General features: G+C 47.6%; 21 protein-coding genes. 10 read left to right on the top strand and 11 right to left on the bottom strand.

Going from position 1 to position 24,607, the window contains the following annotated elements; genetic code table 11:
* Positions 1-70: 70 nt before the first annotated feature.
* Positions 71-670, bottom strand: coding sequence for an arylesterase (locus CLC91_RS07380; RefSeq protein WP_095498578.1), 600 nt, complete (start codon positions 668-670; stop codon positions 71-73).
* On the opposite strand from CLC91_RS07380, the gene CLC91_RS07375 reads away from it, so the two are divergent.
* Positions 654-1,355, top strand: coding sequence for an ABC transporter ATP-binding protein (locus CLC91_RS07375; protein WP_408634218.1), 702 nt, complete (start codon positions 654-656; stop codon positions 1,353-1,355). The two genes, CLC91_RS07380 and CLC91_RS07375, sit on opposite strands and share 17 nt — an antisense overlap.
* A 3-nt stretch (positions 1,356-1,358) precedes the next feature.
* On the top strand, positions 1,359-3,830 hold the full coding sequence (locus tag CLC91_RS07370; protein ID WP_095500216.1) for an ABC transporter permease: 2,472 nt from the start codon (positions 1,359-1,361) through the stop codon (positions 3,828-3,830).
* Positions 3,831-3,840: 10 nt separating this feature from the next.
* On the opposite strand, the gene CLC91_RS07365 is transcribed toward CLC91_RS07370, so the two are convergent.
* Both CLC91_RS07365 and folX read right to left on the bottom strand, forming a co-directional pair.
* Positions 3,841-4,737: a TIGR01777 family oxidoreductase gene (locus CLC91_RS07365; protein WP_095498285.1), complete on the bottom strand. Its 897-nt coding sequence runs from the start codon at positions 4,735-4,737 to the stop codon at positions 3,841-3,843.
* Positions 4,738-4,748: 11 nt separating this feature from the next.
* Positions 4,749-5,120 carry a dihydroneopterin triphosphate 2'-epimerase gene (gene folX / locus CLC91_RS07360; protein WP_095500215.1) on the bottom strand — a complete coding sequence of 124 codons (372 nt, stop codon included), beginning with the start codon at positions 5,118-5,120 and terminating at the stop codon, positions 4,749-4,751.
* Positions 5,121-5,210: 90 nt separating this feature from the next.
* Between folX and CLC91_RS07355 the strand changes: the two genes are divergently transcribed.
* Positions 5,211-6,275 carry an AI-2E family transporter gene (locus CLC91_RS07355; RefSeq protein WP_095498283.1) on the top strand — a complete coding sequence of 355 codons (1,065 nt, stop codon included), beginning with the start codon at positions 5,211-5,213 and terminating at the stop codon, positions 6,273-6,275.
* Complete coding sequence (locus tag CLC91_RS07350; protein ID WP_408634222.1) at positions 6,275-7,186, top strand: class I SAM-dependent methyltransferase; 912 nt, start codon at positions 6,275-6,277, stop codon at positions 7,184-7,186. The genes CLC91_RS07355 and CLC91_RS07350 overlap by 1 nt, the downstream gene beginning before the upstream one ends.
* Positions 7,187-7,206: 20 nt before the next feature.
* Here the strand turns inward: CLC91_RS07350 and CLC91_RS07345 are convergent, their stop codons facing one another.
* Positions 7,207-7,464, bottom strand: coding sequence for a hypothetical protein (locus CLC91_RS07345; protein ID WP_095498281.1), 258 nt, complete (start codon positions 7,462-7,464; stop codon positions 7,207-7,209).
* Between the two features lie 458 nt (positions 7,465-7,922).
* Between CLC91_RS07345 and ggt the strand changes: the two genes are divergently transcribed.
* The 3 genes from ggt (at position 7,923) to CLC91_RS07330 (ending at position 12,538) form a co-directional block, all read left to right on the top strand.
* Entirely contained in the window at positions 7,923-9,662 is a 1,740-nt protein-coding gene (ggt, locus tag CLC91_RS07340) for a gamma-glutamyltransferase (protein ID WP_233132594.1), read from the top strand.
* Positions 9,663-10,028: 366 nt separating this feature from the next.
* On the top strand, positions 10,029-11,387 hold the full coding sequence (locus CLC91_RS07335) for a GntP family permease (RefSeq protein ID WP_095498280.1): 1,359 nt from the start codon (positions 10,029-10,031) through the stop codon (positions 11,385-11,387).
* 23 nt (positions 11,388-11,410) lie between these two features.
* Positions 11,411-12,538, top strand: coding sequence for a glycerate kinase (locus CLC91_RS07330; protein WP_332889011.1), 1,128 nt, complete (start codon positions 11,411-11,413; stop codon positions 12,536-12,538).
* Between the two features lie 72 nt (positions 12,539-12,610).
* Here CLC91_RS07330 and pta read toward each other — a convergent pair whose 3' ends face one another.
* Positions 12,611-14,755, bottom strand: a complete 2,145-nt coding sequence (pta, locus tag CLC91_RS07325; protein ID WP_095498278.1) for a phosphate acetyltransferase — start codon at positions 14,753-14,755, stop codon at positions 12,611-12,613.
* Between the two features lie 13 nt (positions 14,756-14,768).
* Entirely contained in the window at positions 14,769-15,962 is a 1,194-nt protein-coding gene (locus CLC91_RS07320) for an acetate kinase (protein ID WP_095498277.1), read from the bottom strand.
* 114 nt (positions 15,963-16,076) lie between these two features.
* Here CLC91_RS07320 and yfbV point away from each other — a divergent pair, with 114 nt between their 5' ends.
* A complete protein-coding gene (gene yfbV / locus CLC91_RS07315) occupies positions 16,077-16,517 on the top strand; it encodes a terminus macrodomain insulation protein YfbV (RefSeq protein ID WP_095498276.1) in 441 nt (146 codons plus the stop codon).
* Here yfbV and pflA read toward each other — a convergent pair.
* The 4 genes from pflA to fur all read right to left on the bottom strand — a co-directional run bounded on the left by pflA (position 16,514) and on the right by fur (position 21,213).
* On the bottom strand, positions 16,514-17,248 hold the full coding sequence (pflA, locus tag CLC91_RS07310) for a pyruvate formate lyase 1-activating protein (protein WP_095498275.1): 735 nt from the start codon (positions 17,246-17,248) through the stop codon (positions 16,514-16,516). The genes yfbV and pflA overlap by 4 nt on opposite strands.
* A 5-nt stretch (positions 17,249-17,253) precedes the next feature.
* On the bottom strand, positions 17,254-19,536 hold the full coding sequence (gene pflB / locus CLC91_RS07305) for a formate C-acetyltransferase (protein ID WP_095498274.1): 2,283 nt from the start codon (positions 19,534-19,536) through the stop codon (positions 17,254-17,256).
* A 320-nt stretch (positions 19,537-19,856) separates the two neighbouring features.
* The gene (locus CLC91_RS07300) at positions 19,857-20,690 is read right to left on the bottom strand and encodes a CvfB family protein (protein WP_095498273.1); all 834 of its coding nucleotides are present in this window, start codon (positions 20,688-20,690) and stop codon (positions 19,857-19,859) included.
* Between the two features lie 94 nt (positions 20,691-20,784).
* Complete coding sequence (gene fur / locus CLC91_RS07295; RefSeq protein ID WP_095498272.1) at positions 20,785-21,213, bottom strand: ferric iron uptake transcriptional regulator; 429 nt, start codon at positions 21,211-21,213, stop codon at positions 20,785-20,787.
* Positions 21,214-21,381: 168 nt separating this feature from the next.
* Here fur and cobB point away from each other — a divergent pair, with 168 nt between their 5' ends.
* A complete protein-coding gene (gene cobB / locus CLC91_RS07290; protein ID WP_095498271.1) occupies positions 21,382-22,092 on the top strand; it encodes a Sir2 family NAD+-dependent deacetylase in 711 nt (236 codons plus the stop codon).
* Here the strand turns inward: cobB and CLC91_RS07285 are convergent.
* Complete coding sequence (locus CLC91_RS07285; RefSeq protein ID WP_095498270.1) at positions 22,089-22,952, bottom strand: hypothetical protein; 864 nt, start codon at positions 22,950-22,952, stop codon at positions 22,089-22,091. The two genes, cobB and CLC91_RS07285, sit on opposite strands and share 4 nt — an antisense overlap.
* A 93-nt stretch (positions 22,953-23,045) precedes the next feature.
* Between CLC91_RS07285 and CLC91_RS07280 the strand changes: the two genes are divergently transcribed.
* On the top strand, positions 23,046-24,524 hold the full coding sequence (locus CLC91_RS07280; RefSeq protein ID WP_095498269.1) for an MATE family efflux transporter: 1,479 nt from the start codon (positions 23,046-23,048) through the stop codon (positions 24,522-24,524).
* Positions 24,525-24,607: the final 83 nt, after the last annotated feature.

The raw sequence follows: 24,607 nt of genomic DNA, 5'->3' as shown, positions 1-24,607 counted from the left end.
GACGTACCCCTATGCTGTAACCCTTTGATTTCGCATGGTGTGTGAAATGGGGTACGTCCCCTTAGTGTGGTTATTCGAAATAGGGGCGCATGATATCGGCGATAATGGGTTGCGCTTTTTGATTAGGGTGAATACCATCTTGTTGCATGAGCGAAGGATCAATGGCGATCTGGCGCATGAAGAAGGGTACTAATTCAACTTCTTTCTCTTCTGCAACTTCTTGAAACACTTTTGTGAACAGGCTTGAGTAACGCGGCCCATAGTTCGGCGGAATGATCACTTCACTGAGCAATACTTTAGCACCGCTGCTTTTAGCCAAATCCACCATTTTCTCCAGGTTGTTTTTCATTTTCTTTGGCGGGAAACCTCGCAGCCCATCGTTACCGCCAAGCTCAATAAAGATTACATCTGGGCTCTGATGCTCTAGTATGCCAGTTAGACGTCGTAAACCACCGCCGGTTGTCTCGCCGCTACTTGAGGCATTGATCCATTGGTGTTGTGGCATCGTTTGCTCTAATAAATAAACCCAGCCTTTATTTTCAGGCATGCCATAACTGGCACTGAGGCTATCGCCAACGATCATTATGGTGGCCGCTTTAGCCCAAGATAAAGGTAATAACAGCAAGCTGATAATCAAAAGGAAGCGTTTGGTCGTGATAAATAGTGTCATTAAAGTCTCTCAGCTCATTAAACAGGTTGAAACCCAAGAAGGTCCTCTAAAAATACTCAAGGGCATTGACCTTGATGTCAAGTCCGGTGAATCGTTGGCGGTAGTTGGACCCTCCGGCTCAGGCAAATCTACGTTACTGGGTATCATCGCAGCATTAGACACCCCTAGCTCTGGAAACGTCAGTATTGATGGGGTGGATCTCTCTAATCTCGATGAAGAGCAAAAAGCGCAGTTGCGAAAACAAAAAACCAGCTTTGTATTCCAGTCATTTATGTTGGTGGATACCTTAACGGCTCTGGAAAACGTCATGCTTCCAGCTGAGCTGTCAGGTCTTAAAAACGCAAAGGAAAAAGCCCTGCAATGGTTAGATAAGGTGGGCCTTAGCCATCGCTTGCACCATTTGCCTAAGCAGCTGTCCGGCGGTGAGCAACAGCGAGTTGCACTAGCTCGAGCCTTTATTAGTCAACCTAAGGTGTTGTTTGCCGATGAGCCTACAGGAAACCTCGACAGTGCCAATGGCGAGCGAGTTGCCAACTTGCTGTTTGAGCTCAACCAAGCTCAAGGCACTACCTTAATTCTGGTTACACACGACCAAAAGCTTGCCATGCGTTGTCAGCGTCAGGTGCAAATGGAAGACGGCCACCTGATTGAATTGACGCAAACGCCCATTGCGGTAGGAGAGTAAGCCATGGATTTTGCCATCGCTTGGCGGCTATTCCGTCGAGAGTTTACTCAAGGGCAATTGGTGTTGATACTGCTGGCGATTACCTTGGCGGTGATGTCGGTCAGTGGTTTATCACGGGTGAGCGAGCGCTTACAAGCGGCTATTTCAGAGCAGGCCAGTCAGTTCATTGCCGCTGACCGCATTTTTGCTGCATCGCAACCCATCGATCCCACATGGCTTGCTAAAGCCGATGAGCTGGGACTTCGCTACACCAGCAGCATGCGCTTTAATTCGGTCATCTTTGCTGACGATGAAATGCTGTTGGTGCAAGTGCGAGCCGTGGAAAGCGGCTACCCACTCAAGGGCAGCATTGATTTGGCCAGTGGCACCGCGCAAGGCTTACCGGGTAATGGCGAGGCCTGGGCAGAAAGTCGTATTAGAGCTTTACTGGGAAACCCCGACAGCATTGAGCTTGGTCAAAGTCGTTTTGCCCTCACTCAAGAAATTAGTAAACTGCCAGACGGCGGGCTAAGTTTGTTTAGCGCCTCGCCTGTGCTGCTGATTACCATGGATCAAGTGGCAGCAACGGGCGTGGTACAACCGGGCAGCCGCGTTGGCTATCGCACCCAATTTGTAGGCAGCGTTGAAGCGCTTAAGCAGTTTGATGACTTTATTAAACCGCAACTTAGCGACGTGCAGCGCTGGCAAGATGTGCGCAGTGGCGAGTCACCCATCGCCAGCTCGATTCGTCGAGCCGAGCGCTTTTTGTTATTGGCAAGCTTGTTGGGAATCGCGTTGGCGTGTGCCGCCATTGGCATTGCAGCCAATCGCTATTGCCAACGTCACTTCGACGTAGTGGCTATGCTAAAAACTTTTGGCGCCAGTGCTAATCAAATCAAACTCATTTTTGTATCCCACCTTACGTTAGTGACCTCAGTGGGGGTGGTGTTTGGTTTGATCATGGGCGCTGGACTGGATTCTCTGGTATCGCGGTGGTTACCACCCGAGCTTATGGCCAGTGCACCTGCGGCAACTCGTCCGATTGTGTTGGGCATAGTCACCGGCTTTTTTAGCGCCTTTATGTTTTCTGCTTACCCAATTCTAAGATTGTTGGCAATTCCGCCATTGCGTGTGATCCAGCGTCAATTGGAAGGGGTCAGCTGGAGCGCTTGGCTAAACGGTTTGCTCAGTTTAATAGCCATGGCGACCCTAGGCTATTTGTACAGCCGCAGCCTGTCGCTAACTCTTATCGTGGTGGCGACTGCTTTATTAATGGGTTTATTGTTGCTCTTTGTTGGTCTTGGCTTTATTCGCTTAGGCCACAGCATTGGCTTGAGCGTGGCCAGCCCATTGCAATTGGCACTGGCTTCTCTGCGGCGCCGAGGCCGACAAAACTCAGTGCATTTGGTGGGTTTTAGTACCGCATTGGTATTGCTGCTCACCATTTTGGCATTGCGACAAGACCTATTGGCTGACTGGCAAGAGCAATTGCCAGAGCGCACCCCAAACTACTTCTTGGTCAATATCGCGCCGGATGAAACTCAGCCGATTACCGGCTTCTTCCAAGAGCGTAACATCGAGCACACCGACCTTTATCCAGTTATCCGAGGTCGCATGAGCCACATTAATGGTGAGCCATTGATTCGTCGCAGCGGCGACTCCACACCCATGGATGAAGAAAGTGAGCAGGAAGGCCGCTCAGGAGTTGGTCGCGAGCTTAATTTAACCTTTAAGAGCTCACTGCCACCCAACAATGAAATCGTTGCAGGACAGTGGTCAAGCGCTCCTGATGATGTGTCGATAGAAGAAGATTTTGCCAAACGAATGGGCATCGAAATGGGGGATGAATTAACCTTTACCATTGATGGCCAAGCAGTCACGGTAACCGTCGCCAATTTGCGCACGTTGCAGTGGGAAAGTTTGCAACCTAACTTTTTCTTAATCTTCGCCCCAGAGAAGTTGGCAGAGTTTCCTGCCACCTACATTGGCTCGTTCTATTTAGAGGATCATCAACAAGCATCGTTGCTTGAGTTGGTGAGAGACTACCCAACGGTGTCGCTTATTGATGTGGGCGCCATTGTTGAGCAAATGCGCCAGATCGTTGACCAAGTATCCTTGTCGTTGAGTTTGGTGTTAGTGCTGGTGGTCTGTGCCAGTGCGTTGGTGATGTTGGCACAAACTGAGGCCAGCATGTCACAGCGAACTCGAGAATTGGCGGTGTTAAGAACCATGGGCGCCCCTGGTCGACTGCTTAGATGGTCGACGGCGCTGGAGTTTGGTTTACTGGGAGCACTCGCTGGATTACTGGCGGTGATTGTGGCTGAAGTCGCGTTGTGGTTATTGAAAACCCAGGTGTTTGAATTAACCAATCAAATGCACTGGCACTGGTGGTTGTTGTCGCCCATCAGTGGCGCTGTGGTGGTGGCGGTATTGGGTTGGTGGCGCTGCCGTCATCTACTCAGTCAGCAATGTGCAGCGCTATTAAGAGCCAGTTAACATCAAAGAGCTAGCGGATAATATCCGCTAGCGCACTGTCTAGGTTGTTGTATTTAAAAGCAAAGCCAAGCTCACTAACCGCTTTGGGGATGACAAATTGGCCTTCGAGCAACATGCTCGAGCGCTCCCCAAGCAATAACGTTAACACCAGAGCCGGAACCGGAAACACAGTAGGCCTGTTTAACGCTTTACCTAAGCATTGAGTAAAGGTTTGATTGGATACTGGATTCGGAGCGGTCCCGTTAAAAATGCCGTGAGCCTCGGTTTCCAACATTAAAAACAACAGCATATCGACGTAGTCATCGATGTGGATCCAGCTCATGCCTTGTTGACCTGAGCCTAGGCGACCGCCCAGTCCCAGCTTAAATGGCAACAGCATCTTTCCGAGCAAACCACCGCCACGGCCTAAAACTAAGCCGGTGCGTATTACGCACACACGAGTCTGCTGCGATTGTGCTGCAAGCGCTTTTTGCTCCCAGCCTAGGCATACTTGATGACCAAAGTCGTCGTTTTGCGCAGCGTTCTCGTCAAGCCATTGGTGGTCATGGCTGCCATAAATCCCAATCGCTGAGCCAGAGATAAAGCACCTTGGAGGATTGGCTGAGGCGTTAATTAAATCCGTTAGCTTTTCAGTGATGTTCCAACGACTGTCTATGATTCGTTGTTTTTGTTTAGCACTCCAAGCTTTATCAACAATAGGCTCTCCCGCTAGATTAATAACCGCATCGTAATCGTCTAAATTCTTCAGCTGAGTTAAATCTTGTAAATACACAGCGTCTTTGCCGAGTATGCTTTCAGCGTTGTTTAAGTTTCGACTCACCACAGTGATGTGGTGGCCGTGTTTTTGTAATCGCTTGACGACGACCCGCCCAATAAAGCCAGTGGCTCCGGTTATCAATACTTGCATAACAGCGCTCGCTATTGTTGGTGTTTATCAAAGCTTAGTTGCAGAGAAACCGAGTCAGCAAAGCGCAGAGCGTGCGGCTTGTCTATTTCAACGCTGGCGCGCTCGACCCAAGGGTGCTCACTGGCAATAGCGAGTACGTCAGCGGTGAGTTTCTCTAAAAGGTAAAAACGATTGTCTTCCACCAATGGAATGATTTTTTTGGTGATGGTTCGATAATTCAAGGCGTCATCCATATTATCGCTTTCACGAGCATTGTCTGCACAATACTCAATCACAACATTAATAACGACGTCCTGTTTGTTTTTTACTTCATCGGGGTTGATGCCGATGTAAGTGCGTAATCGAAGGTTTTTAATACGAATAATGGCTTTATCTGATTGCATACTTTTTCTTTGTTTTTTTTCCACTTATGATAAGCAGTGTATACGAGCTTGAACCACTTTGGGATCGAAAAATAAGGAATTATCAATACTATGCTTCCCGTCAGCCGAGAAAGCGTTTCGTTTAAGACTTTAGCCATTCTTGCGTTTTTGGTGGTTATATTAGCGGGTATTAAGAGCGCCAGCGCAATGCTGGTTCCTTTTATCTTGTCGGCTTTTATTGCCATTATTTGTAACCCAATCATTACTCGAATGACCGAGCGGCGAGTACCGAAAGGCATCGCAATTTTGGTGATCGTTGGTTTTGCGGTATTAATGGGGCTTTGGCTAGCTGGCCTTGTGGGCAGCTCCATCAATGAATTTACTCAGCAATTACCGGTTTACCGAGAAAAGCTACTCAGCGAATTCGCTTGGTTCTTCGAACTGTTAGCGCGCAATAATATTCAGGTCTCTCGCGAGCAAGTCGTCAGCTATTTCGATCCTGGCCAAGCCATGTCGCTGGCAACCAATATGCTTTCAGGTGTTGGTAACGTCATGACGAATCTATTTCTTATTGTGTTGACCGTTATTTTTATGCTTTACGAAGCACCGAGCTTAGCGAAAAAAGTGCACTACGCGTTCAATGATCCCGACATGCGATTGCAGCAAATTGATGAGGTGTTAGAGTCCATTAATCGCTATATGGTGATAAAGACCCTGATCAGCTTAGCCACCGGTTGTGTGGTTGGAGCCGGCTTGTGGCTAATTGGTGTTGACTACGCCTTGTTATGGGCGGTGGTGGCCTTTCTGTTTAACTACATTCCAAACATAGGAAGTATTATCGCTGCTGTACCGGCGGTGGTATTAGCGTTAGTACAACTCGGACCAACAGCAGCCGGCTTAACCGCGCTACTTTATTTGGGCAGCAATACCGTGATGGGTAATATTGTTGAGCCTAAGTTTATGGGGCGAGGACTCGGGTTGAGTACCTTGGTGGTGTTCCTGTCATTGATATTTTGGGGCTGGCTATTAGGCTCAACTGGGATGTTGTTGTCGGTGCCCTTAACCATGATGGTCAAAATCATTTTAGAAAGCAGCGAAGGCGGACGATGGTTTGCTGTGTTGCTCGGTGGTGATGGCGACCTTCATAAGGTGGAACAAGAGCACAAGCCATCATGATTTCGCCATTAGTTAACAGTATTGATAACCTGTTAGATACCGATCAGGCACAACGCTTATTTCATGGTCGTGGCGGCTTATACCAAGGGTTAAATCATCTGTGTTTAGATTGGTTTCCTGAAGTATTACTACTGACCAGTTTTAAAGTGCTCAGTGAGCAAGATAAATGCGCGGTCATTGAAGCCGTGTCGGAAAAGTTTGCTCACCGGTTCAGTGAACGGCAGCTCAATTTGGTTTATCAATGTCGAGCTTCTGGAGAGTCAACTACGCAACTGATTTGCGGTGAAGTGCCTGCTCAGCATATTGTTCGAGAAGGGCCATGTCGCTATCAGGTTCAACTAATGTCCAATCAAAATCATGGCCTTTTTTTAGACATGGCAAAAGGTCGTCAATGGCTTTTTGAGCATGCTAAAAGTGCCAATGTACTTAACTTGTTTGCTTATACCTGTGCATTTTCATGCGTGGCCTTGACTGGGGCGGCTAAATCTGTGGTTAACATTGATATGAGTCGTGGTGCGCTTAAGGTTGGACAGCAGAATCATCAGCTAAATGGCATCGAGCGCGGTGCTCGGTTTTTGAGTCATGATATCTTTAAAAGTTGGGGAAAGCTTAAAAAATTTGGCGGTTACGACATTATCGTGGCGGATCCCCCAAGTTTTCAAAAAGGCAGTTTCATTGCCACTAAAGACTACCCTAAACTGATTCGTCGCCTGCCTGAATTAATGAATTCAGGCGGCTATCTGTTGCTGTGTTTAAACGCCCCAGATTTAGGGTCCGCCTTCATTAAAGAGCAAGTGACCTCGCTGGCACCAAAACTCACCTTCATCGAGCGTATTGCTAATCCAGAGGTATTTGCAGACATAGACCCTGAACGTTCACTAAAAGTGTTGCTGTATCGGTTTGATGACTAACCGTTAAAGCGGTAGCAAGATTACAAGGCGTCGATGTCTTTTTGCAATTGATAACGGCTGTCGGTTACTAGTGCCTCTAAAGTTACCACGCGCTGGGTAAGTTGGGCGACTTGCTCTTCTAAATTTGCTACTTTTTGTTGCGATGCTTTTCCTTTAATTTCAATCTCATGCTGCATTAACTCTTGTTTGTGAGCAATGTGGGTGCGATAGGCCTTAAGTAAAATACCGCCGGCAATAGCAATGATGGGTATTAGTAACGCGAGCGTTGCGGGTGACATGGATAGGTTCCTTTTTTCAGGGTTAATCAATAAGCATAACCCCTTTTAGTGGATAACGGAAAATCATCAGATTGTAACTTTCAATGAAAGTGTTACCAAATAATAAGACTTAAGTTACTGATTGTTTAATTTTTGGGCAGTGTAAATGCTAATGAACAGTAAAACTTTCAAAAAAAATACAAAACTGTAAGCTTTCATCTGGGTTTTAGGCTATTATTGCATCAAGAGTTACATTCTTTGGAGTATAAGCCGATGAGCTTCGATAAACGTTTACCGTATTACTTAATTCACCTAAAAACCGGTGTACAAAAAGCGAACTAAATTTGGGTTTGCCTTAGCGCTCAAGCGCTTAGCAGAGCGAGACCTTTACGCTTTATAAATAGCAACCTTTGGGTTGCTATTTTCGTTTCAGCTGCACAAAATACTCTGAAACAATAGGATTTATCTAAGGTGAGCTTGTGAAGGGATTGGCGGTAACGGTACTGGTATTAATCGGGATCTATGGGGCGACTTCGTCTGCAATCGCAGCCATCGAAGTCGGAGAGCCTGAGGCCGCTACCGGGTTAACCCATCAGCGCACTCTAACGAGCAACAGCTGGCTTGCTACAACAGCCAATCCGTTGGCATCACAGGCTGCAGCACAACAATTAAAACAAGGTGGCAGTGTCATCGATGCAGCCATTGCCGCGCAAGCGATGCTGACCTTGACCGAGCCGCAATCATCCGGCATCGGTGGCGGCTTTTTTCTACTTATGTGGGACAATCAAGCTAAGCAATTGGTGACTCTTGACGCTCGAGAAACTGCGCCAAAATTAGCCGATGCCAGCCAATTCATTGAATCTGATGGTAAACCAAGCACTTGGCACCAAGCCATTGTTGGTGGGCGAGGGGTAGGGGTTCCCGGCACGGTACAAGGGTTGTGGCAAGCTCACCAACGCTTTGGCAAACTGCCTTGGCGCGATAATTATCAAGCGGCCATTACTCAGGCGCAAGAGGGGTTCCTTGTTTCCCCACGACTTCATAAATTAGTGGCCGCCGATATTCACCCAGGTTTACGTCGACCTTCGACCGCTACTGACTATTTTTTACCGAACGGTAAGCCTATTGCTGTTGGGAGTTTGAAGAAAAATCCAGAGCTGGCTCAGTCGTTAACCCTGATTGCTAACTACGGCCCAGCGGGCTTTTACCAAGGCAAAACCGCGAAAGCGATTGTAAAAGCGGTTCAGCAGGATGCGGATTATCCCGGACGCTTGCAGCTTGAAGATCTTGCCAACTATCGGGCTCTGTGGCGCCAACCCATTTGTCACCCATACCGCAGCTATTCGGTGTGTGGCATGGGACCACCGTCCTCCGGTGCAACCACCATTGGTCAAATGCTGAGTCTGCTAGAACCCTATAAACTCAGCGATTATCAAATCGATGATCCTCAGTTTATTCATCTATTTAGCCAAGCATCGCGGCTGGCCTACGCGGACCGCAATCAATACATAGCCGATCCAGACTTTACCTCAGTTCCAGTGTCATCATTATTAAAATCAGATTACTTAAAGCAACGTGGGCAATTGATAGACGTTAATAAAGACATGGGTAAAGCCAGCGCGGGCCTGCCGGCACTTGGCGTCAACGCGCCAAGTGCGATGGAGTTACCTTCAACCAGCCATTTAACGCTTCGTGACCAATACGGTAATATATTGTCAATGACCACCTCCATTGAAATGGGCTTTGGCAGCAGCATCATGGTGCAAGGTTTTCTCTTAAACAACCAACTCACAGACTTTACTTTGGCAGCCAGCAGTAACGATGAAACGGTGGCTAATAGGCTGCAACCGTTAAAGCGTCCGAGGAGCTCAATGGCGCCTACCATGGTGTTTGATAGCGAAGGTGAGCCACTATTAGCCTTAGGCTCTCCTGGCGGCAGTCGCATTATCAATTATGTGGTTCAAGCCATCATTGCATCGGTCGATTGGCAGATGCCGCTTCAGGATGTGTTGGCGATGCCTCGCATTACTAACCGAAACGATTACACAGCCTTAGAACGAGGGACGGCACTTGAATCCTTGCAACCTGCGCTCGAGTCAAAAGGTCATAAAGTAAGGGTAGTGCCGCTCAATTCTGGCATTCAAGCCATAAAACGAACACCATCCGGTTGGAAGGGCAGCGCCGATCCACGACGCGAAGGTAAAGTAATCGCACCATGATGTGCAAGTTTTGTTGTATTTCTGCTTAGCGAATTTTTGCAGCCAATGCTGAAAAATCAGCTCAAGGTTATCCACAGAATCTGTGGACAAGTTTGTTGACGAGTTTTTTTGATGTTTGTAACTCTTTGTAATTAATAATTAAAAAAACGATATTTGATTTTTAGGTCATGCTGTCAAGAAATTTTTGGGAATTTTGTTAGAAACTTTTTTTTGGTTCAAGTTTTAAGCGAACGGTTAATAAGTTGTAAAGTTACTAAAATTGATACTTTAAATAGGTGTCGGTAAATTAGCTTTGCCTTAGTATATGGCCGCTTTTTGATTTGGATTCTCTAAACTATCAACACATGCCAACTTGGAGCTTGCACCGTGGACTTGATATTCATTTTATTGGCGGTAATTGGTTTTATTGTTATCGCCACCTCTAAATTTAAACTTCATGCTTTTTTTACCTTACTCATAGCGTCTTATATTGCCGCTTTTGCCTATGGATTAGCGCCGTTAGAAATCGCTAAAGTGATTGCTTCAGGCTTTGGAGGCATTCTTAGCTACATAGGTTTGGTTATCGTATTAGGAACCATTATTGGCGTTATTCTAGAAAAGAGTGGCGCTGCTATCACCATGGCAGACTGGGTTGTAGATCGTTTAGGGGATCGATATCCAACACTGACCATGGCCATCATTGGCTACATTGTGTCCATCCCAGTATTTTGCGACTCTGGCTTCGTTATTCTAAATTCATTAAAAGAAAGCATGGCAAAACGAATGACAGTGTCTCCGGTGGCGATGAGTGTTGCTTTGGCGTGTGGCTTGTACGCGACTCATACTTTTATTCCTCCTACACCAGGCCCAATTGCTGCAGCGGGCAACTTAGGGCTTGGCTCTAATTTAGGGATCGTGATTGCGATGGGTGCAGTTATTGCTTTGGTTGCCACCATCGCAGGACTGATTTGGGCTAATCGATTTAAGCACACGGTACGCGATGAAGAAGACGAGCAGACACCAGAACAGGTGTTAGCAGACTATCAAAAAATTAAAGCCAGTTACGGAACACTGCCTTCTCCAGTAATGGCATTTGCCCCAATTTTTGTACCTATTTTATTGATTTGTCTCGGTTCCATTGCCAATTTCCCATCTCATCCTTTTGGCGAAGGAGCGCTGGCTGAAACCTTTGCCTTTTTTGGACAACCTCTTAATGCTCTGTTGGTGGGGCTGTTTGTGGCCACGGGTCTATTAAAAGGCAATGATAAAGTCGAGCAATTCTCTAAGCGCATCGGCGAAGGGTTAGTTGTTGCAGCGCCAATTTTGTTAATTACCGGTGCTGGAGGTGCATTTGGCGCGGTATTAAAGGCAACGCCAATTGGCGACACCTTAGGCTCAAGCTTGTCAGCACTCGGAATAGGTATTTTCATGCCATTCATTGTAGCGGCTGCCCTTAAATCGGCTCAAGGCTCGTCGACGGTTGCGCTGGTAACCACATCGGCTTTGGTGGCGCCATTATTGCCAGAATTAGGGTTAGATTCAGAAATGGGACGACTATTAACGGTTATGGCCATTGGTGCCGGTGCAATGACGGTCTCTCACGCAAACGACAGCTTTTTCTGGGTGGTATCGCAGTTTTCTAAAATGAAAGTATCACTGGCGTACCAAGCCCACACCATGGCAACCCTAGTACAAGGGGTAACGGCGATGCTGGTGGTTTACCTATTTAGCCTTGTATTGCTGTAGAGAGGAATAACGTTTTGAACATTGTGATTGCCCCAGATTCATACAAAGAAAGCTTAACCGCCATGGAGGTGGCTACAGCAATCAAATCGGGCATGAAAAAAGTGTGGCCACAGGCTAGCTTTGAGCTGGTACCGGTGGCGGATGGCGGCGAGGGTACCGTGCAGTCGCTGGTGGATGCGCGCAAGGGGACGTGGCAATCACTGGACGTTCGCGGGCCTCTGGGGGACTATGTCAATGGCCGCTATGGCATCATAGACGATGGCCAAACGGCGGTTATTGAAATGGCGGAAGCGTCTGGCCTGCATTTAGTACCTCCATCGAAGCGTAACCCGCTACTAACATCCAGTTTTGGCACCGGCGAGCTTATCAGTGATGCACTTAATCTTGGCGTTACTAAGCTGATATTAGGCTTAGGCGGCAGTGCTACCAACGACGGTGGTCGTGGCATGTTAGCGGCGTTAGGGGCTAAGTTTCTCGATAAGGACGGCAAATTATTGGGGGCCGGTGGTGCTGAGCTGGCGAACCTAGCTCGCATTGATGTGAGTCAATTGGACCCGCGCCTTGCTCAGGTGCAAATAGAAGTGGCCTGTGACGTTGACAATCCTCTGTGCGGAGCGCGAGGAGCGAGCGCCGTATTTGGCCCGCAAAAAGGCGCTACCGATCGCATGGTTAAGCAACTTGACCAAGCGCTGCAACGATTTGCTGAAATCATTGAGCAAGATTTAAAGGTCGCGGTTGCTGAAATACCGGGTGCCGGTGCAGCAGGTGGTATGGGAGCGGGCATGTTGGGTTTTACTAACGCCCAATTGCGTCCTGGTATCGACATCGTTATGGATGCGGTTTCCTTGTCTGAAAAAGTCATTGATGCTGATCTAGTGGTTACAGGAGAAGGGCGAATTGACGCACAAACGGTCTACGGTAAAACGCCTGTGGGTGTGGCGCGAATTGCCAAGCAAGCCAATAAAAAGGTGGTGGCGATTTGTGGCTGTATTGGCGACGGTAGCCATGCGGTTTATGAACACGGCATCGATGCGGTGTTTGATGTAGTACCGGCTTCCATGACACTCGAGCAATGCTTTACCAACGCCGCCGATAACATTGAACGCACCGCTGAAGATATTGCTCGATTAATTGACATGAATATCAGTTAACCGTGCTTAAGTCATTCATGGGTGATAAAAAAAGCGGCTCGCAAGAGCCGCTTTTTTGTTTGGAAGGCCCTATTAGCTTTCCATTTGTTGCGCTTGAATGGCCGTTAACGCAATGGTGTAAACGATGTCGTCAACCAAGGCCCCGCGGCTTAAATCATTCACCGGCTTACGTAAACCTTGCAGCATTGGACCGATACTGATCAGATCCGCGCTACGCTGAACCGCCTTATAGGTGGTGTTACCGGTATTTAAGTCTGGGAATACAAACACGGTTGCCTGACCCGCTACTGGGCTATTAGGTGCTTTAGATGCCGCAACGTTTGGCATTACCGCTGCATCGTATTGCAACGGGCCATCAATCACGAGATCGGGGCGACGCTCTTTAGCCAGTTCAGTGGCCTGGCGAACCTTTTCGACATCGGAGCCAGAGCCTGAGGAGCCGGTCGAGTAACTGATCATGGCAACTTTAGGCTCAACACCAAAGGCTTTCGCGGAATCCGCCGATTGAATGGCGATGTCTGCTAATTGCTCAGAGGTCGGATCGGGATTAATGGCGCAGTCGCCGTAGATTAAGACGCGGTCCGGCAACAACATAAAGAATACAGAAGACACTAAGTTGGAGTTGGGCGCCGTTTTAATCAGCTGAAGAGCAGGGCGAATGGTATTGGCTGTGGTATGAACCGCACCCGATACCAAGCCATCCACTTTGTCTTGCTCAAGCATCATGGTGCCTAGCACTACATTATCTTTAAGCTGCTCATTGGCCATCACTTCTTCTAAGCCTTTGTGCTTACGCAACTCCAACATAGGTTTGACGTAATCAGCCCGAATGGTTTCTGGGTCAATAATTTCCACGCCACTGCCTAAAGTGACCCCTTGGGCCGCAGCTACGCGCTCAATAATTTGTGGGTCGCCAAGCAACACACAACGAGCGATGCCGCGCTCAGCGGCAATAGCGGCCGCTTGCACAGTGCGTGGCTCGTCGCCTTCCGGTAACACCACGGTTTTGTTGGCGGCGTGGGCTAATTCGGTTAATTGATAACGGAATGCGCTGGGCGATAGACGATGGGCTCGCTCGCTGCCATGGGCAATTTTATCAACAAAGCGCTTGTCGATTCGGCTTGCGACGTAATCTTGCATAAACTCGATTCTGACCGAGTCATCAACGGGTACTTCGTGATTAAAATCTTGAATGTGTAACGCCGATTGCCAGGTATTCGATTGCACCAAAAATACCGGTAATCCAGTTACGAAAGCTTGTTCGCAAAGCGCCATCACGTGAGGCTCTGGACGCAAACCACCGGTGAGCAATATGGCGCCTAACTTAACGCCATTCATGGCGGCTAAGCAGGCTGCAATTAGAATGTCAGAACGATCCCCAGGAGTCACAATTAAGGTATCTGCGGTTATCTGATCGATCATGTTCGGAACAGAGCGAGCGCAGATTGAGGTTCTGCGCAGGCGGCGTAAATTCATTTCGCCGGCGTTGATGATTTGCACGTTTAAGTGTTTCGCCAAATCCGAAGCTCGAGGTGCTTTCATATCGGTGTGATATGGAATTGTGCCAATCAGTTCAACCGGGCAGCGCTCTGCCAGTTTAAAATCGTTATCCGCGGCGATAATTTGCGGATTGTTGTGATCATAAACGGCGTTAACGCTCGGTTGAGGGCTTAACGGTGAGTCGACAGGTGCGCCGACTTTATTGATTATCGTGCCAAGAATTCGAGAGCTTTTACGACCGTTCCACGTGTTAAAGGCCATTTCCAGACGAGCCGATACGTCAGAGGTATCAGCGCCATCACCTGAGGTAACAAATACGATGTCTGCATCCAACGCGTTAGCAATGGCTTCATTAATGTACTTGGCATAAGGGTGTGAGCGGGTCGGCACAAGGCCTTCAAGCAGCAACACTTCACAATTGCTCACTGCACTGCGGGCGCGGGCAATGACTTCTTCGAGCAATACGTCCATTTCATTGTTACCAATGAGCTGCTCTGCGTGATCCATTGAAAATGGCTCTAGTGGAGCAATGGTGGGGGATGTCGCTAAAATGGTGGTGGACCGCTCTGGTCCATAGTCGTGTTCGCGAAGTTGCGATATTGGCTTAAAGAACTGAACTTTAATGCCTTGTCGCTCCAGTGCGCGAACCATTCCTAAGCTGACGGATGTTAAGCCAACCTCTGAGCCGACGGGAACGAGAATAATATTACGAGCCATGATGTTACTCCGCTTAAATCAGTTTGATAGCGTCAGCTGCAATTACCCACTCTTCATTCGTTGGGATAACCATTGCGACTGGAGAGCCGGCTTTAGTGATGGTGCCTTGTTTACCAAAGCGAGCGTCAAGGTTGGCTTGCTGCTCTACTTGATAGCCAAAAATGCTGAGCATGTTCAACACTTTTTCGCGAATCACATCGGAGTTTTCGCCAATACCACCGGTAAACACCAAGGCATCGATACGACCGAGTGGAACGGCATAACTGCCAATGTATTTAGCCAAACGATAGCAGAAAATCTCGAGGGCTAGGGTAGCGCCTTTGTGACCTTCCTCATAGCCTTCTTCGATGCCACGACAGTCATTGGTTAATTCAGAGATACCGAGCAATCCACTTTGCTTGTTGAGCATAGTGTTCACTTCTTCAAGGGTATAGCCACATTGATCCACTAAATGGAAAATAATTGACGGGTCTAAATCGCCGCTGCGAGTCCCCATAACGAGTCCTTCGAGTGGCGTTAAGCCCATTGAAGTATCAACGCATTGGCCATTTTTAATCGCAGCCACTGAGGCTCCATTGCCGAGGTGACAACAAATGAGGTTTGTTTCTGTTTCGTTTTTGTTTAGCAAACGAGCCGTTTCTTGGGTGATGAAACGATGGCTGGTACCGTGCATGCCGTAACGGCGGATACCGTGCTCGCGGTAAAGCTTTTGTGGTAACGCATAGGTGTATGCGTGCGCTGGCATGGTTTGGTGGAACGCTGTGTCAAACACCGCTACTTGTGGCAAATTCGGGAAAGATGCGGTGGCGGCGCGAATACCAATTAGGTGCGCTGGGTTATGCAGTGGGGCCAAGGTTGCGCACTCTTCGATGCCCTTGATTACGTTCTCATCAATGATGACGGAGCGAGTAAACTTCTCACCGCCGTGAACCACACGGTGACCGATGGCTTTGATACCTTGTGCCAGCGTAGGATCGGCACCAAGAATGGTTTCAACAATAAATTCAACCGCTTCGCGGTGAGCAGAGAAGGGGGCTAATTGAGCTTTTTGCTTCTCACCATTGGCAGCCCACTTAATGCGAGCGTCTTCAAGAGTGAAACACTCTGCCAGTCCCGAAACCAAATCGTCACCGCTTTCGGCGTCAAGCACTGCAAATTTAAGCGAGGAGCTGCCGCAGTTTAATACTAAAACCAGATTGTTGCTCATTTTCTAACCTTATCATTTAAATAATGTAATCTCAGGCTGCTCTCGACAAACAGCCAATAAATTCAGTGTGCTAGCGCCATCCCAAACCGGGGTTTCCGTGTTAAACTTGGCTGCATGAACCAATTCTTCAAACTGTTGCGCGATGGCCAGCGCTATATGGACATTTGGCCTATGCATAAAGCATTGGCTAGTCAATTTCCCGAGTTCCGCATCATTACGGCCACTCGCTTTGCGACCCGTGTACTGCCGGGCGTTGCCGTACTGGCAGCCTGTGGCCATATTGGGTACCACAGCTTGTCGCATTTACCACAAGCGCTCGCGCTTGCGTTATTGATTTTAAGCTTGCCTTTGCAAGGCATTGTTTGGCTAGGATGGCGAGCGCGCCACCCTTTACCGTTATCGGTTTATAGCTGGTGTCAGCAACTGCAACAAAAAATGCGAGACGCCGGCCATGAAGCACCGCCTTTTCGGTACGGCGCCAGTTATCTGGATCTTGCTTGCATCTTGAGTCAGGCTTTGTCTTGCTTAGACAAAGAGTTCATCGACGAGCTTTAATAGCTGGCGGTTATGCCAGCGTCTAAAAATACTTGTTGAATCGCCTGCATGGTTTCAGCCGACGGTGGTTTTGCATGAGAGAGTGGGTAGGCTTCACCATAGGCCTCCCATTTGTGTTTGCCCAACTCGTGATAGGGCAACAGCTCCACTTTCTCGATGTTTTGCATTGGCTTAATGAAGTCTGCAAGCTGTTTGGCAGACGCTACATCGTCGGTAAACCCTTCTACCACCACATATCGTATCCATGTTGGCTTGTTACGCTTGGCCAAATATTCAGCAAATGCTAAGGTGCGCTTGTTGCTCACCTGAGTCAGTTCGATGTGTTTGTCATCGTCCATTTGTTTGATATCAAGCAATACCAAATCGGTTTGGTCTAACAGCTTATCGACCATTGGAGTGTACTTACGTACGAAACCATTAGTATCGAGGCAGGTGTGCAAACCGGCCTTTTTCACTTCACTGAACAACTCGAACAGAAAGTCCACTTGAAGCATGGCTTCGCCGCCAGAGGCGGTAACACCGCCGCCGCTGGCTTCGAAGAAATGTCGATAGCTGGATATTTGTTGCATTAAGTCGTCGACACTGACCAGTTTGCCATCGTGCAGATCCCATGAATCTCGGTTATGGCAATACTGGCAGCGCATCAAACAACCCTGCATGAATACGATGAATCGGATACCTGGGCCGTCAACGGTACCGCAGGACTCTGATGAATGTATTCTACCCAGCATCAGAACTACATCGACTCGGTAAACGTACGGGTGATAACGTCTTGCTGCTGTTCCGGCGTTAAGGCGTTAAAACGAACCGCATACCCTGACACACGTATGGTCAGCTGAGGGTACTTTTCTGGGTGCTCTACAGCATCCAATAGCATTTCGCGGTTAAGTACGTTGACGTTGAGGTGTTGACCACCTTCGATGTTGGCATCGTGTTTGAAATAACCGTCCATCAAGGCGGCTAGGTTAGCGCGACGACCATCTTCATCTTTACCTAAGGCATTAGGTACAATAGAGAAGGTATATGAAATACCGTCTTTAGCGTGAGCAAACGGCAGTTTTGCAACCGAGGTTAACGACGCTACCGCACCTTTCTCATCGCGACCGTGCATTGGGTTAGCACCTGGCGCAAATGGCATGCCGGCTTGGCGTCCATCTGGCGTGTTACCAGTTTTCTTACCGTAAACTACGTTTGAAGTAATGGTAAGAATTGATTGAGTATGAGTGGCGTCACGGTAAGTTTTCAGTTTACGGATCTTGCTCATGAAGCTTTCAACTAACTCAACGGCGATGTCATCAACACGGGAGTCGTTGTTGCCGAATTTCGGGTATTCACCTTCAATGTTGAAGTCAACGGCAATGCCGTCTTCGTCGCGAACAGGCGATACTTTAGCGTATTTAATGGCAGACAAAGAGTCAGCGGCAACGGACAAACCGGCAATACCACATGCCATGGTGCGCTCAACATCGCGATCGTGCAATGCAAGCTGAATGGACTCGTAGGCATATTTGTCGTGCATGTAGTGGATGGCATTCAGCGAGGTAATGTACTGAGTTGCTAACCAATCCATCAACGTATCAAGGCGTTGCATGACATCGTCATAGTTAAGTACTTCGTCAGTAATTTTATCAGCAACAGGGCCTACTTGAGCTTTTGACTTCTCATCCACACCGCCGTTGATTGCGTAAAGCATGGTTTTTGCCAGGTTTGCACGAGCGCCGAAGAACTGCATTTGCTTACCGACAATCATAGGGCTAACACAACAAGCAATGGCGTAGTCATCGCTGTTAAAGTCAGGACGCATTAGGTCATCGTTTTCATACTGGATAGAGCTGGTATCAATGGATACTTTAGCGCAGTACTTTTTGAAACCTTGAGGTAATTGCTCAGACCATAACACGGTAATGTTTGGCTCTGGGCTTGGGCCCATGTTGTACAGTGTGTGAAGAACACGGAAGCTTGATTTAGTTACAAGAGTACGGCCATCCAGTCCCATACCTGCGACCGATTCGGTAGCCCAAATAGGGTCGCCAGAGAATAGCTCATCGTAATCAGGTGTACGTAGGAAACGTACCATGCGCAGCTTCATCACGAAGTGATCCATAAGCTCTTGCGCGTCGGTTTCGGTAATGGTGCCTGCTTGAAGGTCACGCTCGAAATATACGTCTAGGAAGCTGGTTACTCGGCCTAGAGACATAGCAGCACCGTTTTGGCTCTTAACCGCCGCTAGGTAGGCGAAATAAGTCCATTGAACCGCTTCTTTGGCATTGGTGGCAGGCTGAGAGATATCAAAGCCATAACTGGCTGCCATTTCTTTTAGCTGGCCTAAGGCGCGATGCTGTTCCGCGATTTCTTCGCGCAACTGAATGGTGTCTTTAAGGGTTTCACCGGCTTCCAAGTCTGCTTGTAGGGAGTGGAACTGATTCAGCTTGTCTTGCATCAAGAAATCGATACCGTACAAGGCTACGCGGCGATAGTCACCAATGATGCGACCACGGCCATAAGCGTCTGGAAGACCAGTTAATACACCGGACTTGCGGCAACGCAGAATATCAGGCGTATATACATCGAACACGCCTTGGTTGTGTGTTTTGCGGTATTCGCTGTAGGTTTTCGCGATTACTGGATCTAGGGTGCGACCGTAGGCTTTGCAAGATGCTTCAACCATGCGTACGCCACCGTTTGGAAGAATGGCACGTTTTAATGGGGCGTCGGTTTGAAGGCCAACAACGGTCTCCAAATCTTTATTGATGTAGCCGGCTTGGTGTGAAGTAATTGTCGAAACCACATCGGTATCGAAATCGACAGGAGCAAGGGTACGGTTTTCTTGCTTAATGCCTTCCATGACTTGGTTCCACAAGTCAGTTGTTGCTTGCGTTGGGCCGGCTAAGAATGCTTCGTCACCTTCATAAGGGGTGTAGTTGGTTTGAATAAAATCACGAACATTAACGGCTTCTTTCCAGTCACCTGGCTTAAATCCGAGCCAAGCTTTTGCAAACACTTCTTGATTAACTGTCATCACATTTTACCTTGGTTGTTAGAACGCATTCTTATGCGTTCGTTATAGTAACCTTAGCAGCAACGAGACAATGAGGCGGTTTTACGCTTAATAGTCAGCGAAGCGTCACACAATTCGTTCTGCTAATAAAAGCCTTTTTGGCAATAGGTAAATTGGTCTTACCAATTTACCCGTATAGTTTAGCAAGAGAATCGCCTTTAAAGTGAGCGATGGATCTAACTTTTGAAGCTAACTGTAAAGGGTTCTATTGCTATCTATTAAAGCCGAGAAGCACGCCATCTTATGTGTGACACTGATACCTTAAAAGTGTGACCTAGGTCCTATTTGTTGAGTGTTATGCCGTCCGTTTCGATTCGAATCAATTTTTGTCGGTATAGATTGCCAATGGCTTGTTTAAACGACTTCTTGCTTACCCCGAATACGCGCTTAATGAGTTCGGGATCACTTTTATCGGTGATGGCCATAAAGCCATCGTTGTTGGTAAGCGTTTCGAGCACCTTCTTGGCGATTCCATCAATCTTTTGATAGCCAGGCTCGGTGAGGGTGATATTGATTTTATCGTCGTGGCGTACTTTTTGAATATAACCGGTCACTTTTAAGCCGGGGTGAAGCTTTTGGTAAACCTCAGAATGGAAAATAACCCCCCAATGCTCGCCATTGATAATAGCCTTAACACCAAGGTCGGTTTTCGTCCCTATGATAAGGTCCACTTTTTCGCCAACCTTATATGGAGGCGGGGTTTTATCCAGAAACTTGTTCAATTTGGCGCTTGCGCATATGCGGCTGGAGGCTTTGTCTTGATAAAGATGCACCAATACGCGTTGACCCGGCTCCATGGGGCGAAGTTGCTCGCTAAATGGCAACAGTAAATCTTTGGCCAAGCCCCAGTTTAAAAAGGCACCGGCTTTGTTGACGTCCACGACTTTTAGGGAAACAAAATCACCGACGCAAGCCAACGGTTTTTCGGTGGTGGCAATAGGGCGGTCTTCGGAATCTAAGTAAATAAATACCTGAAGTTTGTCGCCAATAGCGGCATTACTCGGTGCATAGCGATTGGGTAATAACACGTCTCCTAATTCACCTCCGTCAAGATAAAGACCCTGTGGGGTTTCTTCTACTATTGGGAGTAAACTGTATTTGCCGAGCATTGCCATGGTATTTCCTTTAGCGATTATTTCATTGGGTACAGGAACAAAAAACGGCCTTAAGCGAAGCTAAGGCCGTCTCGATTCATCTTGTTTCAAGCACTTAGTCTTGATGGTCGCACTCGCTGTTAGTGCAATTGCCATACAAGTATAGGCTGTGATTAGACAGCTTAATGTTGTGTTTGAGCGCTATTTCATTTTGACGCTCTTCAATGACGTTGTCTGAAAACTCTATAACGCGACCACAATCTAAGCACACCAAGTGATCGTGATGCTTTTGCGAGGATAACTCGAATACCGCTTTGCCGCTTTCAAAGTGGTGGCGAGTAACAATGCCCGCATCATCAAACTGGTTAAGAACACGGTAGACGGTAGCGAGTCCGATTTCTTCACCTTGATCCAGTAGTAGCTTGTACAGATCTTCGGCACTGATGTGTTGATTGTTTGGTTGTTCAAGCAGTTCTAAGATCTTGATTCTAGGTAAAGTAATTTTCAGGCCGGCTTTTTTGAGGGCCTGGTTTCCGTCGGTCATATTCCATCTCTTTATTGTGGTTGTGGTGCATGAAGGCACGAGCCAACTAGTGCATTCATTATAAAGAAAAAGATTAAAACTAAAAGCCTTTAATGGTGGATTCGCTTTATGCTTCACATGGATGACATTTTTCGCCACAATGGGTGCCTAACCAAATAGGGATAGAATATGTTGCAACGCATTGTGGTATTAACTGGGGCAGGCATCTCAGCGGAATCGGGATTACGAACGTTTCGAGAAGAAGATGGGTTGTGGGAGAAGCACCCGATCGAGGAAGTAGCGACCCCGCAAGCTTACCAAGCCAATCCTCAAAAAGTTCGCCAATTCTATAACGATCGTTGGCAACAGTTGAATAAGGGCGATGTCCAACCGAATGCAGCTCACTTGGCGTTAGCGCGTTTAGAGCAAGAGTTTGCTGGACGGGTCCATCTGGTGACGCAAAACGTTGATAACCTTCATGAGCGAGCCGGATTTCGTCGCATCACTCACATGCATGGAGAATTGAGCAAAGTGCGTTGCCCTGTGAGTCATCAAGTGTTCCCAATGCAACAACCATTGTCTGACAACAATGTTTGTACCTGCTGTATTCCCCATTACCCGCTGCGTCCCCATATTGTTTGGTTTGGTGAGATGCCGCTTGGTATGGCACAAATTGAAACGGATTTAGCTCAATGCGACTTGTTTGTCGCCATTGGAACAAGTGGCAGTGTTTACCCTGCGGCGGGATTTGTGGATATTGCGCAGAGTGTTGGCGCTAAAACCATTGAGCTTAATTTAGAGCCGTCGTTAACCGCCAGTCACTTTCAAGAAGTTAGGGTTGGCCCTGCTTCGCAAACAGTGCCAACGCTGGTGGAAGAGATTCTACAAGGTAAACTCTAGAAGAAATAACGCATACTCAACTCTGGCCCGTAGTAATTAAAGTTCACGCTTAAATCAGCCAATAACCCGAAGCTGTCGACATTCGCATTGTAATATTGATAGGCGACACCAACCGCTAAACGGTCAGTAATTTGCTTAGAGAACTCCAGTCGTGCATCGATAAGCGAGCCACTAAAGTCGTCGAGGCTAATGGCAAAATATTGGGTATTGGCCAGTGCTATCCAACCATCACCGAAGTCGTAGGTAGCGAATAAACCGAAATCCGGCAAGGGCGCTGTTGCTTTGCCATCTAGTACTTCATTTTCAGCAATTGGAATGGTGACTCGATCACCGCTTTCGTCTTCGTTAATTAGGGCAATATCACCACTAAAGGCTAGTCCAAAGCGCATAACATGCATGCCTGCAGTTAAGGCGAGCATGGTATTATCACTTGGATAAAAGGTATAACCATAAACCAGTTGAAAAATATCGATATCAAGTTTTGTTCGCAAAGTTGCGTCGGCAGTAACCGTGTAATCGACACCGTCAAAGGTAAAATCAAAGGGTTTGGTTATGCCAGAATTAGTGCCGCTGCGATTGAGGTTAATGTAGTTAAGTGAAAATGCGTGTCGTTCATCTAACCGATAGCTCACTTCGATGAAGGGAGAAACCGTTGATTCTTTGAGATTCAAATCGTCCTCAAGGTCGACGTGACGAATCTTGTTAGAGCCCACAAATCGTGCGTCCAACTCAGAATCCAATTCGGCCCAGAAGGCGCCAATGCCCAAGGTCCATTGGTCGCCTCGAGGTTTGCCGTAAGCACCAGAGCAAACAACAGACAGTAGTACTGCACAAACAACGGCAGAAACAGCTTTGCTCATAAAATTTACCTTAAAAAGTTTAATTGTTCGTTATCATTTTGTTGTACTCTAGCGATAATACTTAACTATTTTGAAAAATACTAAGATTCCTTTATGGTTCAGGCAAAATTTGTTTCTGGCTCGATAATGCGCCACATTGTGGTCATGAGCTCGACCGCTGCAGTAGGTATTACTGCGCTGTTTCTGGTTGATTTACTGGATCTATTCTTTCTCAGTTTATTAGGTGAAGAGCACTTAGCAGCCGCGGTTGGCTATGCAGGCACCATAGCCTTTTTCACCACATCTGTAGGAATCGGGTTGTCGATTTCAGTTGGTGCGCTAGTTTCACGCGCTATCGGCGCAAAAGAAAAAGACAGTGCCACACGACTGCTGGTTAACTCACTTGTGCTAACCCTAATTTTAACGGTAGCCATTGCCGCAGTTGTTTTCGTTTATATTGATGAACTGTTAACGCTTATTGGTGCAACCGGGCTTACTCACGAATTAGCGGCAAGCTATTTGGTGATATTGGTTCCGTCCATGCCGGTTATCTCCCTTGCAATGGCACTTGGTGCAGCGCTAAGAGCGGTGGGGGATGCCAAACTATCGATGAACTCAACCTTGGCAGGTGGTGGGGTTAACGCGGTATTGGATCCCATTTTTATTTTTAGCCTTGGTCTTGGTATTGAAGGGGCGGCTATTGCATCGGTTTGTGCTCGCTTCGCGGTGATGGGTATTTCAGCTTACGGTGTCTTTGTTAAGCACCAATTGGTTGGAAAGTTTGTAAGTTCACATTTTCTTGAAGACGTCTCCAAAATCATGGCCATCGCAGGGCCGGCAATCATTACTAATGTAGCGACACCGATTGGAAATGGTTTTGTTACTAAAGCAATTGCAGAATACGGGGATGGCTATGTCGCTGGGTGGGCCATTATCGGCCGAGTCATTCCTGTAACCTTTGGCATGATTTTCGCGCTCAGTGGCGCTATTGGGCCGATTATTGGGCAAAACTTCGGTGCTCAAGAGTTGTCTCGGGTGCGGCAAACCCTGAAAGACGCGCTCAAGTTTTGCGTGATATACGTGGTGGTGGTTTGTGGTTTGTTATTTATGACTCACGATTTAATCGCACAGGTGTTTAATGTGGATGGCGATGCCGCGGCGCTCATTCAGCTCTTCAGTCAGTTTGTAGCCATTAGCTTTATCTTTAATGGCGCGCTGTTTATTGCCAATGCGTCGTTTAACAACTTAGGTAAGGCGAAATATTCCACCATGTTTAATTTAGGAAAAGCGACGCTTGGTACGATTCCCTTTGTGTACTTCGGTGGACTGTACGGTGGTGCAGAAGGGGTGCTTATCGGGCAAGCGCTAGGCGCGGTTATCTTCGGAGTCGCGGGAGTTTGGATGGCGTTCACCTTGATCGCCCGCATAGAATCTCATCAAGAACTGCAAACCGATTCCAACGACGACAATGAAACGTTATTAAGGGCAGGGACCGCTGCGGTCGCATTGTCTTCCGATAGAGCGATTATGGCCCAGGAATCCAAAGCCGACGTCGCCTGTGAAATCGCTGATGAGATTGCCAAGAATGATTAGTAGCTACCAAAAAGGGGGCCTGGCCCCTTTTCTAAGAACAAAAAAAGGGGCCAGGCCCCTTTTTCTTTTTTAGCTTAAGTCGA

The sequence above is a fragment of the Paraferrimonas haliotis genome (assembly GCF_002282895.1).
GTDB classification, from domain to species: Bacteria; Pseudomonadota; Gammaproteobacteria; order Enterobacterales; family Shewanellaceae; genus Paraferrimonas; species Paraferrimonas haliotis.
The sequence above is the reverse complement of the archived record's forward strand: the minus strand, read 5'-3'. Positions and strand labels throughout refer to the sequence as shown.